This window comes from Lentimicrobiaceae bacterium (assembly GCA_028697555.1).
Classification (GTDB): Bacteria; Bacteroidota; Bacteroidia; order Bacteroidales; family UBA4417; genus UBA4417.
Genome location: JAQVEX010000059.1, coordinates 1 through 14,258, shown reverse-complemented (window position 1 = coordinate 14,258; position 14,258 = coordinate 1). Strand labels below are relative to the sequence as shown.

The following is a 14,258-nucleotide window of genomic DNA, read 5'->3' as shown; positions in this document are numbered from 1 at the left end:
GATTTTCCATATCCGTTACCCGACCCAAAAGAAAATAAAATAGTTAGCAAACCAAAATACAATTCCAACAACATCAAGTTGCGACCGTACGGCAAGTACATACAAGCGATTATAGAAAAAGCCGTTGACTATGAAGACGGATTAGAAAAAGAAGAATTGGTTAAAACAATTGCTAACATTTTGAAAAAAATGTACCTAAATTGGAATAGAGATTCGGTTGATGATGAGTTGATTTTTGAACACTTGGATTTGCTTTCGGACGGACAACTAAAATTACGCGATTCGGACAAGTTGAAAACAACTTCCGAAATACTCAAAATCGTTAACAAACAAGAACAAACAAAAACCACGACCAGCTCGAATAAACGCAAGAGAAAAAGAAAAGACAATTACCATAAAAAACGTCAGAAATAAAAACTAAAACACCTTATTTATTATGAGTTCATTTGAAATTATAGGCGGGAAAAAATTAAAAGGAGAAATTACTCCGCAGGGAGCCAAAAACGAAGCCCTACAAATTTTATGTGCTGTAATGCTTACCCCCGAAGAAGTTACTGTTAATAATGTACCAAACATTATCGACGTAAACAATCTGATAGCACTTTTGGAAGGTTTTGGAGTAAAAGTTAAACGCAACAATGAAAGTTCGTACACCTTCAAAGCCGACAACGTTGATATAAACTACATAAACACACCCAACTTCGCTAAACAAGCTTCGAGTTTAAGAGGTTCGGTTATGCTAATTGGTCCTCTATTGGCTCGTTTCGGCATTTGCAAGTTTCCGCAACCTGGCGGCGACAAAATCGGAAGACGACGCCTTGATACTCACTTTATAGGCTTAATAAAATTAGGTGCCAAAGTATCATACTCACATAATCTGACTGAGTTTAAAGCAAAGAAACTTAAAGGCTGCTACATGCACCTTGAAGAAGCGTCGGTAACAGGAACCGCCAATATTATTATGGCATCGGTTTTAGCCGAAGGCACTACAACGATATACAATGCCGCCTGCGAACCATACATTATACAATTGTGCAGAATGCTTGTAAGAATGGGAGCCAATATTAACGGCATTGGGTCTAATTTGCTAACAATAGAAGGCGTTAAACAACTTAAAGGAACAACTCACACGCTTGACGCAGATATGATTGAAGTCGGTAGCTTTATCGGCTTGGCAGCAATGACGCAAAGCGAAATAAATATTGTAAACGTCAACACCGCCGAACTTGGTATCATACCTACAGTATTTCAAAAACTAGGTATAAAAATGGACATTTCCGATAACAATATTTTTATTCCTTCGCAAAGCAACTACGAAATAAACACTTTTATGGATGGCAGCATACTCACAATTGCTGATGCTCCTTGGCCAGGCTTTACTCCCGACCTTATCAGCATTGCCTTGGTTACTGCTATACAAGCAAAAGGTAGTGTTCTGATTCACCAAAAAATGTTTGAAAGTCGTTTGTTTTTCGTCGATAAACTTATTGATATGGGTGCTCAAATTATTTTGTGCGACCCGCACAGAGCCACAGTTATAGGTTTAGACAGAAAGCAAAAACTAAGAGGAGTTACCATGACATCGCCGGATATTAGAGCCGGAGTTGCCCTGCTTATTGCTGCATTATCTGCCGAAGGCAAAAGCGTTATCCACAACGTAAACCAAATCGATAGAGGCTATCAGGATATTGATATCAGACTTAACAAGCTCGGAGCAGATATAAAAAGGATTAATAAAACAAAATAAGACTTTTTACTGACAATTTGACCTTATTACATTATTGGCAAAGTATTTGAACAATCATGTTGAACTATCTACAATTTGGTTAATCATAAGCAAAACGTGTATATTTGCCGATTTAAGAAAATTAACTCATTGTATTAGTGACAATTTGTCGAATAAATAATATGTCAATATGAAAAAGGATAATAGAATAAACAACAAAAAAACAAAAGAAGAAGAAAAAAAGACCAATATCGAAATAAGTAACACTGAAAATCCTGAAACGGACACAAATACAGCGGAAAATTCAAACGAAGAAACAAAAAAAAGCGAAGAAACTGTTTGTGCAAATGAGTATTACGAACTAAACAAAAAATACGAAGAGCTTAACGACCGCTACTTGCGATTGTATTCCGAATTTGATAACTATCGCAAAAGAACAAACAAAGAAAAAATAGAATTGCGTCAGCATGCTTCCGAAGATATTATTAAAGATTTGCTTCCCATTCTCGATGATATGGACAGAGCAAATAAAGTAAACTCCGAAAGCAATGACCTAAAAGGTATTGTTGAAGGTTCTTTGCTTATTACAACAAAGCTGAAAAATATGTTGGGCAGCAGGGGTTTATCTGAAATCGACTGCATAGGACAAGACTTCGACACCGACTACCACGAAGCTATTACGACAATTAAAGCAGAAGACCCTGAAATGAAAGGAAAAATAATAGACGAAACTCAAAAAGGTTACAAATTGAACGAGAAAGTGATTCGTTTTTCAAAAGTTATTATTGGAGAATAAAATATAAATATTGTGAGTAAAAGAGATTATTACGAAATATTAGGTGTTAGCAAAGATGCTACTGACGACGAATTAAAAAAAGCGTACAGACAAAAAGCTCTAAAATACCACCCCGATAAAAACCCCGATAATAAAGAAGCTGAAGAAAAATTTAAGGAAGCTGCAGAAGCATACGAAGTTCTGAGCAATCCTGAAAAGAGACAAAAATACGACCGATTTGGTCACGATGGTCTTAAAGGATTTGGTGGTTTTAGTGGCGGTGGCATGAATATGGAAGATATTTTCAGTCAGTTTGGAGATATCTTCGGCGATGTTTTTGGCGGAGCTTTTGGTGGTTTTTCGTCGGGAAGAAGCGGCGCCGGCAGAAGAGTAACACGTGGTACTAACCTCAGGGTTAAGGTTAAACTTACCTTGGAAGAAATAAATACCGGTGTTGAGAAGAAAATTAGAGTAAATAAGTACAAACCTTGCTCATCGTGTAACGGTACAGGTGCTGCCGACGGTTCTGCTTACGAAACATGTGGTACCTGCCATGGTAGCGGACAAGTTACTCGCGTTAGTAATACTATTTTCGGTCAAATGCAATCGACCACAATTTGCCCCACTTGTAGCGGCGAAGGTAAGATTATTAAAAACAAGTGCGTAAACTGTTCCGGAAACGGTATAGTTAAAGGCAACGAAGTTATTACTATTAACATTCCGGCGGGAGTTTCCGACGGCATGCAACTTTCAATGCAGGGCAAAGGTAATGCTGCTGCCAGAGGTGGCATACCCGGAGACCTTATCATACTTATTGAAGAAGAACCGCATCGCGACTTCCAAAGAGACGGCAACAACATACTGTACGACCTGCACATTAGCGTACCCGATGCTGCACTTGGCAGTTCGGTTGAAATTCCTACATTAGACGGAAAAGTACGTATTAAAGTTGAAGCAGGGACTCAGCCCGGAAAACTACTACGACTCAAAGGCAAAGGTTTGCCTAAACTTAATGCGTTCGGAAAAGGCGACCTTATTGTTACAATTAATACTTGGATACCAAAAAATTTAACAAAAGAAGAAAAAGGACTATTAGAAAAACTCAGAAATAGCGAAAACTTTAAACCGCAGCCAAATAAAGGCAATTCGTTTTTCGATAGAATGAAAGAGTATTTTCAGTAAAATATTTGCATACGAATAACCATTCAAAATAATATAACAACAAATGGCAAAACCACTGCTAGAAACCATTTCGGTAAGAAAACAATTTGGAAATTTCACTGCGTTAAATAATGTAAGCATATCGGTTCCCGAAAATAGTATTTACGGACTACTTGGTCCAAACGGTGCCGGCAAAACAACACTTATCAGAATAATTAATCAAATTACTGCTCCCGACTCGGGTGAAGTTTTGCTTAACGGAAACAAACTAAAACTTTCGGACGTAAAAAACGTTGGGTATCTGCCAGAAGAAAGAGGTTTGTACAAAAAAATGAAAGTCGGCGAACAAGCTATTTATTTGGCTCAGCTTAAAGGTCTTAGCCTTAAAGAGGCAAAAGATGAGCTTAAATATTGGTTTACCAAACTTGAAATGCAATCGTGGTGGGACAAGAAGATTGAAGAGCTTTCAAAAGGGATGCAGCAAAAAGTTCAGTTTGTTACTACTGTTGTTCACAAGCCCAAGTTGCTCATCTTCGACGAACCTTTTAGCGGTTTCGACCCAATAAATGCAAGCATTTTAAAAGACGAAATATTAGAGCTCAAGAAAAAAGGTGCTACAATTATTTTTTCGACACACAACATGAGTTCGGTTGAAGAACTTTGCGACAATATTGCCCTTATAAACAAAGCTGAAAAAGTTTTGGAAGGAAACATATACGATATTAAAAAACAGCACTTTAACAACGAATTGGAAGTCCACATAAGCCACGTCGATGACTACATGACTACCCTATCCAACGACGATTTCAAAATAATTGACAGCAAGCCTGAAAATGACGATACCCTCAGCATTACGTATAAGGTTAATGATAATCTGACCTCAAACGATTTGCTGCAATTTTTAATTCCAAAAACTAAAATACATAGAGTTGCTGAGCTTATACCATCTATGAATGAAGTATTTATTTCGGTGGTAAATAAAACTTCCGGCAAGCAAAACCAAAATCAACAACAGTTATAACATATTTACAATATAAAACCCAAAAATAGCACGTTTTGTAACATATTAAAACACCTATTTACGCATGAAAAAAACAACTTTTCTAATAATAAAAAGAGAGTACTTATCGAAAGTAAAAAAAAGAAGTTTTATAGTTATGACCATTCTTGGTCCCGTACTTATAGCTGCCACCATACTCCTTGTTATATATCTTAACTCAAAACAAGACGATAAAGCATTGGTTCACGTAATTGATGAAACAAACATCTTTGCCGACCATCTTAACGATACCGAAAACTACACATTTGTCCGCTCTTACGACAACATCGATAGCTTAAAACAACGTTTGGTTAAAACTGGCGACTATAATCTGTTGTACATTCCGGCTACCAAACTAAACATTCCCGAAAATGGGATAATATACTCAAACAAACAACCTACGCTCAATTTAAAAACGTACATAAGCAATAGCATGGGCAAGCAGGTAGAAAAATTAAAACTTTCTGCCGAAATAAGTAAGCAGATTGAAAAAACCATGCCCGACTACAATCATACTGCCGATTCAGCTACCAGAGATTTGATAAGCGAAACCATATTGGAGAAAATTAAAACCGACATAAAACTTACCACTGTAAAAACCGACGACAGCGGTAACGAAAAAGAAAGTTTTACGGAAGTCGCCATGATAATCGGATACGTTACAAGTTTGCTGATATACATGTTTATTTTCATGTACGGCTCGCAGGTTATGAGCGGTGTTTTAGAAGAAAAAACCAGTCGCATTATCGAAGTTATAGTTTCGTCTGTAAAGCCGTTTCAGCTTATGCTAGGCAAAATTGTAGGAATTGCACTTTTAGGATTAACACAGTTTCTTTTGTGGATAGTTCTAACCTTTGCTATACTTACTTCTGCTCAACTTATATTTCCTCAATATTTCTCGGCAGAAAGTGCCAACACTACAACCAATTTAATGCTAACCGACGACTTACAAGGCAGCCCCGACATAAATATGATTAGCCAAAGTGGGTCGGCTAATAATCAACTAATTGAAGAAGCTTTTAATGTTATAAAAAGCTTCAACATACCTGTAATACTCATAACTTTTATTATTTACTTTTTGATTGGCTACTTGCTATATGCCGCACTTTTTGCCGCCATAGGTGCTGCCGTTGACAACGACGCCGATACAAATCAGTTTATGTTTCCTATTTCCATTCCTTTGTTGCTCGGAATTATGGTTTCACCACAGATTATACAAAATCCCGAAGGTCCTTTAGCCTTTTGGCTTTCTATGATTCCGTTCACATCGCCAATTGTAATGCTAACTCGCGTACCTTTTGGTGTTCCGTATTGGGAATTGATTCTTTCTATTGCTCTACTCATACTCGGATTCCTTGGCTGTGTTTGGATTGCAGGCAAAATATACAGAACCGGAATACTCATGTACGGTAAAAAAGTTACTTACAAAGAACTTTGGAAATGGATTAAGTATAAAAACTAATTATGATTTTGATGAAACCCGCTATAAAAAAATCTTTTTTCTTCGCTTATCTTGCGCTTATTACTTTACTTAGCGTAATGCCTTCAAGTAATTTCCCGAAAATACCACTGTTTGCACATGCCGACAAGGTAGCACATTTTTTAATGTACCTAGTATTTTCCTTTTTGTTTTTGTGGGCTTGGCAACCTCATATAAAAAAAACAAAACTACTTATCCCACTATGTATTGTCGCAATTTGGGGAATATTTATGGAAATAGTTCAAAAATTGTTAACTCAAAACCGACAATTTGAAGTTTTAGATATTGTTGCAAATATTTTAGGCGGATTATGCGGAATTGCTTGTTGGCTCATTTATAATAAGATAAGAAAATCACTAGCTAAAAACAATTGATTTTTATAATGTCTGTAATTGTTAGAATATACAAAGCAAAAAATATAAACTAAAAACTCCATTAAATATGAATTTAGATAACTCGAAATTACAAAAACACAAAACTATTGCTCCGGCAATAGTGGGCAGAATTGATACCTATCCGGAATTAAACCTATGCCTAACTCATAAAAATGTGAATAATCACGTGTTTCAAAAACTTGATTTGATAAAATACGAAGAGCAATTATTAAAAATTGAAATAAATCAATCTACGTTTTTGGGTTGCACAATGTCAAAGAATCTTAAAAACCATTTAGAGAAAAACAATTACATTCTAACGGAATTTGACGTTCCTTTCGAGGCTTTCCCATCGCAATTGTACAATAAAGACACTTTGTACAACAACTACGACTACAATAATCCCGACAGTTATTCAAAAACATTAGACAAAATTGTTTACGACCGTTATTATAGTTTTGGAGCTGTATCGGATAACTTGGGCGAAATGCTTGCAAGAACATTGCACGACTATTCTATACGCACCTCTAAGTACGAATTTTTAGACAATTATGACGAAAGAAAAGTTGTTGCTATAATGGGTGGTCATAAATTGGAGCGTAACAGCGATTTTTACAAACAAATAGCATATTTATCTAAAACCTTAACCGAAAAAGGATACTTAATGGTGTCGGGCGGTGGACCTGGTGCTATGGAAGCTACTCACTTAGGAGCTTGGTTTGCAGGCGAACCCAACTCTCACCTCGACGATGCGATAAGCATTTTAAGCGTCGCTCCAATATACAACCACGAGTTGTGGCTACCTTCGGCTTTTAAAGTGTTTGAAAAATATCCTACAACCAATTATAAGAGTTTAAGCATTCCCACTTGGTTCTACGGACACGAGCCTCCAACACCTTTCTCAACTCATATAGCCAAACTATTTGAAAACAGCTTACGTGAAGAAGGTTTGCTTGCCATTGCTAAAGGAGGTGTTATTTACGCTCCTGGAAGTGCCGGCACTATGCAAGAAATTTTTCAAGACCTTGCACAAAATCACTACGAATCATACGGATATGCAAGTCCCATGATATTTTGTGGCGGAGAATACTGGACAAAACAAGTGCCAATTTATCCTTTTTTAAAATCTCTAATTGAAAACAAAAAGCTGAATCCTGTTATTGATATATCAGTCCACACACACAACAAAAGCATAGTTGATTACTTAGAGAAAAAATAATATTATGGAATTACTCAACAAAACCATTGATTTGTTTTATCAGAATGCCAATGCTACCGAAGCAGTTGGAATGAGTAATTATATGCGAAATATGTTCGATTTCTTGGGAATAAAAAAGCCGTTACGAACAACATTGCAAAAAGAATTGGTAAAAGAGCTGAAAAAAGAAAAGCAACCCAACTGGGAAATAATCAACCTATTGTGGAATAAGCCCGAAAGAGAGTTTCAGTATTTGGCTATTGATATTTTAAACAGTGGAAAATATAAGTTTGCTGAAAACGATTTGCAAAAAGTGCGGGTTTTAATTACAGACAAATCGTGGTGGGATACTGTTGATTTAATTGCCGGAAACTGCTTAGGGAAAATCATTGAACAGCATCCAAAAATTCTGCAAAACAAGCTTAAACTATGGATTACCGATGAAAACATGTGGATAAGACGAAGCAGCATTATTTGTCAGCTTAAATTTAAAGAAAAAACAGATAAGGAATTTTTGACCGAAGCTATACTTAACAACGCCAATAGCGACGAGTTTTTTATAAACAAGGCTATAGGCTGGGCTTTGCGCGAATATTCGAAAACTAATTCGGCTTGGGTAAAAGATTTTTTGTCAAAACATAAGCTTTCACCTTTATCAGTAAGAGAAGGCTATAAGCACATTAATAAAATTGAATTATAAAACGTACTTATTAATACCTTTTAAGTAAAAAAACGGTATATTCGTACAAATTAACATAATAATAGATTATCTTTGCATAAGAAAAAAATACACAAAAATGCTAAATAAGATTCTAAGTTTTTTTTCGGGAGGAACAAAATCCGAACGCGACATAAAAAGTATTACTCCTTTAGTAAATGAGGCAAAAAAACACTTATCGGAGCTAAAAAACGTCAGCAACGACGAGTTAAGAGAAAGAACTATACGATTTAAACAAAAGATACATGAAAACGTTAAAGCCGAACAAGACGAAATAAATACGATAAAATCGCGTATTGAAGTCGATTTGGAAATGCCTATCGCCGAAAAAGAAGAACTTTTTAAACGTATCGACACTTTATCTAAAACCGAATACGAAAAGACACAAAAACTACTTAATGCCATATTACCAGAAGCTTTTGCCGTTGTTAGAGAAACAGCACGCCGTTTTAAAGGCAACGAGTCTGTTGAGGTTACTGCAACCCAAATGGACAAAGATATTGCAGCCGAAAGAGATAGCGTAAATGTGGTTGGCGACAAAGCCTATTGGGATCACAGATGGATGGCAGGCGGAAACATGATAACTTGGGACATGGAGCACTACGATGTCCAGCTAATTGGAGGTACAGTGCTGCATCAAGGTAAAATTGCGGAAATGGCTACCGGTGAAGGAAAAACTCTTGTGGCTACTTTGGCTATTTACCTTAACGCATTACCCGGAAAAGGAGTGCATGTGGTTACCGTCAACGACTACTTGGCAAAAAGAGACTCGGAATGGATGGGAGTTTTGTTTGAGTTTCACGGACTTCGTGTCGATTGCATCGATAAGCACGAACCAAACTCTTTGGAAAGAAGAAATGCATACTTGGCTGATGTTACCTACGGTACCAACAACGAATTTGGTTTCGACTACCTTCGCGATAATATGGCTCGTAACAAGGACGAACTCGTACAACGCGAACACTACTACGCCATCGTCGACGAGGTTGACTCCGTATTAATTGACGATGCTCGTACCCCGCTAATTATTTCCGGACCTACACCCAAAGGCGACAATCAAGAGTTTGAAACATTAAAACCCGAAATAACCAAACTTTACAACGAACAAAGACAGCTTGCTACTCGATTATTGGCAGAAGCTAAATCGTTGCTAGTAACTGATGATGAAGGAAAAATTGACCCCGAAAATGAAAAGAAAGGTGGCGAAGCTCTTTTAAGAGCTTACAGAGCTTTGCCAAAAAACAAGCCATTAATCAGATTTTTGAGCGAGCCGGGAATTAAGCAACAACTGCTTAAAACCGAAAACTTTTACATGCAAGAACAGTCGAAAAACATGCACATAATTGATGAACCGCTGTTTTTTGTAATAGACGAAAAAAATAATACTATAGAACTTACCGAAAAAGGTATAGACCTGATAACCAAATCATACGAAGACCCTAAATTCTACATCATGCCTGATGTTGGAGCCGAAATAGCCGATCTTGAAAAACTAAATCTTTCTCCAAAAGAAAAAGCTGAGGCTAAATCAGAACTGCTAAGGGATTTCGCCGTTAAATCGGAAAGAATACATACTGTTAATCAGCTTCTGAAAGCATACGCCCTATTCGAAAAAGATGTTGAATATATTGTTGTTGACAATAAAGTTAAAATTGTTGACGAACAAACAGGACGTGTTCTTGAGGGCAGAAGGTACTCAGACGGCTTGCACCAAGCTATAGAGGCTAAAGAAAATGTTAAAGTTGAGGCTGCAACACAAACCTACGCCACAATTACTTTGCAAAACTACTTCCGTATGTACAACAAGTTAGCTGGTATGACTGGTACGGCTGAAACAGAAGCGGGCGAATTTTGGGATATTTACAAATTAGATGTCGTTGTTATTCCAACCAACAGACCTATAATTCGTAACGACCAAGAAGACCTTGTTTATAAAACCAAAAAAGATAAGTACAACGCTGTTATTCAGGAAATAAAGCGATTGACAGATAACGACAGACCTGTACTTGTTGGTACAACATCGGTTGAAATCTCTGAATTGCTTAGCAGAATGCTTACCCGCGAAAAAATAAAACATAATGTTTTGAACGCTAAACTTCACCAAAAAGAGGCTCAAATAGTTGCCGAAGCAGGTTTGCCAGGTAACGTTACAATAGCTACAAACATGGCAGGTAGAGGTACCGACATCAAGTTGGGAAAAGGCGTTAAAGAAGCCGGCGGTTTGGCTATTATAGGTACCGAAAGACACGAATCTCGTCGTGTTGATAGGCAGCTTAGAGGTCGTGCCGGACGTCAAGGTGACCCTGGTAGCTCACAGTTTTTCGTATCGCTTGAAGACGACCTAATGAGAATGTTCGGCTCCGATAATATTTCTAAAATCATGGACAGAATGGGCTTGAAGGAAGGAGAAGTCATTCAGCATAGCATGATTACAAAAAGTATTGAAAGAGCTCAGAAAAAAGTAGAGGAAAATAACTTCGGAATTCGTAAGCGACTGTTGGAGTACGACGACGTTATGAACTCGCAAAGAGAAGTTATTTACAATAAACGTAAACAAGCTCTTTTTGGCGACAGACTTGCTCTCGAAATTTCAAATATGATTTACGACTTGGGCGAAAACATCATCGAAGAAAATAAAGATGATGAAAACACCGATAATATTAACCTAGACCTAATTTCGGCTTTCGCTATAGAAAACATCTTCGACGATAAGGAGTTGAAATCTGATAGAACAGAAGTGTTGGCGGAGAAACTTTTCGACCATGTTTATGAACAATATTTAGAAAAAAATAAGCGTATTGCAGAAATAACTTATCCGGTTATTCAAAGAATATACGAGAGTAATCAGAATTACCAATACATAGGAATACCCATTACCGACGGAAGGAAAACTATTAACGTTGCTGCTAATCTTGAAAAGGCGTACAATGATAAAGGTAAAGAAGTGGCTTTAGCTGTAGAAAAATTTATCACTCTTTCGATGATTGACGATGCTTGGAAAGAACATCTTAGAGAAATGGATGATTTGAAACAAAGCGTACAATCGGCAAGCTACGAGCAGAAAGACCCGCTACTTATATACAAGTTGGAGTCGTTTGAGTTGTTTAAAAGCATGATTAACAAAGTAAACAAGGACATTATTAGTTTCTTGTTCAAAGCACACCTGCCCGAAGACACCGACAGCAAAGTAAGAGAGACAAAACTTCCGGAACGAACCAACAAGGAAGCACTCAGAGAACAACGTGCAGAAACATTCGGTCATGCCACGCAAGCAAACACTACAAATGCTCCTGTAAAAGTTGAGAAAAAGACCGGCAGAAACGAGCCCTGTCCCTGCGGTAGCGGTAAGAAATACAAAAATTGCCACGGTCGCGCATAATAAATCGAAATATGTACAATTATGATAAAATATAAGAGAATTTTAATAAAACTTAGTGGCGAATCTTTAGCCGACACCAACGGGTACGGCTTTTCTTCCGAAATGCTTATGCACTACGCCAACGAAATAAAAAATGCGCACGAGCAAGGCGTTGAAATTGCTGTTGTACTTGGCGGTGGAAACATTTTTAGGGGTATAAAAAGCAAAAACATCAATATTGATAAAACAGATGGCGACTACATGGGAATGCTTGCAACTGTTATTAACAGCAAGGCTTTGCAATCGGTATTGAAAAACGTTGGAGTTGATGCCGAACTTGTTTGTGCTTTAGAAATTGAAGGGATATGCCGCAAAACCAATCATATTGTTGTAGAAAAAATATTGAAACAAAACAAAGTCTGCATAATTGCAGGCGGAACAGGCAACCCGTTTTTTACAACCGACTCGGCGGCAGCTCTACGAGCTATTGAAATGAAAGCCGATATACTTCTTAAAGGAACTCGTGTTGATGCAGTTTATAGCGCCGACCCCGAAAAAGTTCCAAATGCAACACCTTTTGAAACCTTAACTTTCGACGAAGTTATTGATAAAGAACTGAAAATAATGGATATGACTGCTTTTACCCTGTGCAGAGAAAACAATATGCCTATCGTGGTTTTTAATATTCACAAAGAAGGAAATATTCAGAAAATTATTACAGGAGAAAAGTGTGGAACGATAATTAATTAGTGAATGGTGATGAGTGGTGGGTGATGGGTGGTGAGTGGTTGCGAGTTGCGGGTTGCGAGTTACGTGGCAATGAGCAATGAGCAATTAACTGTACTTAGCCAATAGCTAAGAGCTAAGAGCCAACAGCCATTTTTTTAATGAAAACACCATCTTCTTAAAAAAAACCTTACATTTGCATATTAAATAAAAGGAAACGTTAATACAAACAAATATAAAACTAATAACCATGACAGAAGAAACGAAAATCGTAATTGAAACAGCCGAAGAAAGCATGAAAAATGCTTTGGTTTTTTTGGAAAAAGAATTTCAGAAATACCGTACAGGAAAGGCTACACCACATATGCTCGACGGTCTTAAAGTCGATTATTACGGCACGCTCACGCCCATTGAGCAAGTTGCAAGCATAAACACTCCCGATGCTCAACAAATTATTGTTCAGCCCTGGGAAAAAAACATGTTAGAGCCCTTACAAAAAGTGATTATGGACGCAAATTTGGGTTTTAATCCGCAAAACAACGGCGAAATCCTAAGGATTTTAGTTCCGGCTTTAACAGAAGAAAGAAGAAAGGATTTGGTTAAAACAGCCAAAACCGATGTTGAAAATGCAAAAGTTACTATAAGAGCAATAAGACGCAACAGCATTGATGCTTTGAAAAAATTAGAAAAAGACGGACTGCCAGAAGATAGCGTAAAAGTTCTTGAAAAAGACATTCAAACTCTTACCGATAAATACTCGGAAGAAGTTGATAAAATGTTTGAAGTTAAAGAAAAGGAAATTTTAACTATTTAATTTTTGCTTTTCTTATGATTTAACGCTTTTGCGTTACAAAGTTCGCTCTAAGGCTATTGGTAGGCGACTTCTGTAGAATTGTCGTGCTGTTTGCTAATGTTGCTATTGTTACGTAGCAAACTTTGGAGTTAAATAATTGATTGTATGAAAGATTTAAGGTTTTTCCCGATTTTAAAATTATTTACTCCTTTTTTGATGGGAATTTTGTTTGTTTTATTAACTCCCAACTGGCAGGTTCTTCCTGCAACAGTTGTTATTGTTGCTATCTCCGCACTCCTTATTGCAATACTTGTAGCCGGCTACAAACTCAACACAGATTCGGTAGCATTTGGCGTGGCGACGTTTGTAATTTTATTTCTGTTAGGTTATTTCAATACCGTCAGTAAACAAGAATTTAGGCACAGTAGTCATTTTAGCAAAACTCAAACCGAAGGTTTTTTCATTTTAGAAATTGCAGAACCTCTGCAAGAAAAGGAAAATTCGCTAAAAACGGTAGCTAACGTAAAAGCTGCAATAAACAATAACATCAAGACGGAAACCACAGGAAAGGCATTACTGTATTTCAGCAAAGATAGCACTAACACTATCCCGCAAGTTGGCAACACTCTAGTTTGTTACTTAAAGTTTAACGAAATTAGTCCGCCAAACAATATAGGCGGTTTCAATTATAAGAAATATTTACAAAACAAAAACATCTTTCATCAGGGTTATTTAAAAAGCGAGTACTACAAGATTCTCGATGTAAAAAACACTCGTCAGGTATTGCTTTTAACAGCTAAAATGAGAGCCTACTTTGTAAACACACTCAAAGAAGCAAATTTAGATGAAAAAGAGTTGGGCATTGCTGCTGCTTTAATTTTCGGACAAAGAGACCTAATAGACCCCGAAA

The 14,258-nt window shown here is 37.0% G+C and carries 13 protein-coding genes; all 13 read left to right on the top strand.

The window, feature by feature from the left end; genetic code table 11:
- Positions 1–414: DUF4290 domain-containing protein (locus tag PHP31_08895; GenBank protein MDD3739393.1), on the top strand; the 414-nt coding region annotated here is incomplete at its 5' end.
- A gap of 22 nt (positions 415–436) precedes the next feature.
- Positions 437–1,747 carry a UDP-N-acetylglucosamine 1-carboxyvinyltransferase gene (gene murA / locus PHP31_08890; protein ID MDD3739392.1) on the top strand — a complete coding sequence of 437 codons (1,311 nt, stop codon included), beginning with the start codon at positions 437–439 and terminating at the stop codon, positions 1,745–1,747.
- Positions 1,748–1,916: 169 nt separating this feature from the next.
- Positions 1,917–2,522: a nucleotide exchange factor GrpE gene (locus PHP31_08885; GenBank protein ID MDD3739391.1), complete on the top strand. Its 606-nt coding sequence runs from the start codon at positions 1,917–1,919 to the stop codon at positions 2,520–2,522.
- Positions 2,523–2,534: 12 nt separating this feature from the next.
- Positions 2,535–3,683: a molecular chaperone DnaJ gene (dnaJ, locus tag PHP31_08880; protein MDD3739390.1), complete on the top strand. Its 1,149-nt coding sequence runs from the start codon at positions 2,535–2,537 to the stop codon at positions 3,681–3,683.
- 43 nt (positions 3,684–3,726) lie between these two features.
- On the top strand, positions 3,727–4,683 hold the full coding sequence (locus tag PHP31_08875; GenBank protein MDD3739389.1) for an ATP-binding cassette domain-containing protein: 957 nt from the start codon (positions 3,727–3,729) through the stop codon (positions 4,681–4,683).
- A gap of 64 nt (positions 4,684–4,747) precedes the next feature.
- Positions 4,748–6,163, top strand: a complete 1,416-nt coding sequence (locus tag PHP31_08870) for an ABC transporter permease (protein ID MDD3739388.1) — start codon at positions 4,748–4,750, stop codon at positions 6,161–6,163.
- 11 nt (positions 6,164–6,174) lie between these two features.
- Positions 6,175–6,555 carry a VanZ family protein gene (locus tag PHP31_08865; GenBank protein MDD3739387.1) on the top strand — a complete coding sequence of 127 codons (381 nt, stop codon included), beginning with the start codon at positions 6,175–6,177 and terminating at the stop codon, positions 6,553–6,555.
- A 67-nt stretch (positions 6,556–6,622) separates the two neighbouring features.
- A complete protein-coding gene (locus PHP31_08860) occupies positions 6,623–7,774 on the top strand; it encodes a hypothetical protein (protein ID MDD3739386.1) in 1,152 nt (383 codons plus the stop codon).
- Between the two features lie 4 nt (positions 7,775–7,778).
- On the top strand, positions 7,779–8,453 hold the full coding sequence (locus PHP31_08855; GenBank protein ID MDD3739385.1) for a DNA alkylation repair protein: 675 nt from the start codon (positions 7,779–7,781) through the stop codon (positions 8,451–8,453).
- Positions 8,454–8,550: 97 nt separating this feature from the next.
- A complete protein-coding gene (secA, locus tag PHP31_08850) occupies positions 8,551–11,850 on the top strand; it encodes a preprotein translocase subunit SecA (protein MDD3739384.1) in 3,300 nt (1,099 codons plus the stop codon).
- Between the two features lie 21 nt (positions 11,851–11,871).
- A complete protein-coding gene (gene pyrH / locus PHP31_08845) occupies positions 11,872–12,579 on the top strand; it encodes a UMP kinase (protein ID MDD3739383.1) in 708 nt (235 codons plus the stop codon).
- Positions 12,580–12,805: 226 nt separating this feature from the next.
- A complete protein-coding gene (gene frr, locus PHP31_08840) occupies positions 12,806–13,369 on the top strand; it encodes a ribosome recycling factor (protein MDD3739382.1) in 564 nt (187 codons plus the stop codon).
- A gap of 144 nt (positions 13,370–13,513) precedes the next feature.
- Positions 13,514–14,258, top strand: a 745-nt coding sequence (locus PHP31_08835) for a ComEC/Rec2 family competence protein (GenBank protein MDD3739381.1), incomplete at its 3' end; no start/stop codon positions are given.

What these genes read in the sequence shown, in the direction of transcription:
- PHP31_08870 (MDD3739388.1), top strand. Translation starts at nt 4,748, where the DNA reads ATGAAAAAAACAACTTTTCTAATAATAAAAAGAGAGTACTTATCGAAA.
- PHP31_08860 (MDD3739386.1), top strand. Translation starts at nt 6,623, where the DNA reads ATGAATTTAGATAACTCGAAATTACAAAAACACAAAACTATTGCTCCG.
- secA (MDD3739384.1), top strand. Translation starts at nt 8,551, where the DNA reads ATGCTAAATAAGATTCTAAGTTTTTTTTCGGGAGGAACAAAATCCGAA.
- PHP31_08885 (MDD3739391.1), top strand. Translation starts at nt 1,917, where the DNA reads ATGAAAAAGGATAATAGAATAAACAACAAAAAAACAAAAGAAGAAGAA.
- PHP31_08875 (MDD3739389.1), top strand. Translation starts at nt 3,727, where the DNA reads ATGGCAAAACCACTGCTAGAAACCATTTCGGTAAGAAAACAATTTGGA.
- PHP31_08865 (MDD3739387.1), top strand. Translation starts at nt 6,175, where the DNA reads ATGAAACCCGCTATAAAAAAATCTTTTTTCTTCGCTTATCTTGCGCTT.
- murA (MDD3739392.1), top strand. Translation starts at nt 437, where the DNA reads ATGAGTTCATTTGAAATTATAGGCGGGAAAAAATTAAAAGGAGAAATT.
- pyrH (MDD3739383.1), top strand. Translation starts at nt 11,872, where the DNA reads ATGATAAAATATAAGAGAATTTTAATAAAACTTAGTGGCGAATCTTTA.
- frr (MDD3739382.1), top strand. Translation starts at nt 12,806, where the DNA reads ATGACAGAAGAAACGAAAATCGTAATTGAAACAGCCGAAGAAAGCATG.
- PHP31_08855 (MDD3739385.1), top strand. Translation starts at nt 7,779, where the DNA reads ATGGAATTACTCAACAAAACCATTGATTTGTTTTATCAGAATGCCAAT.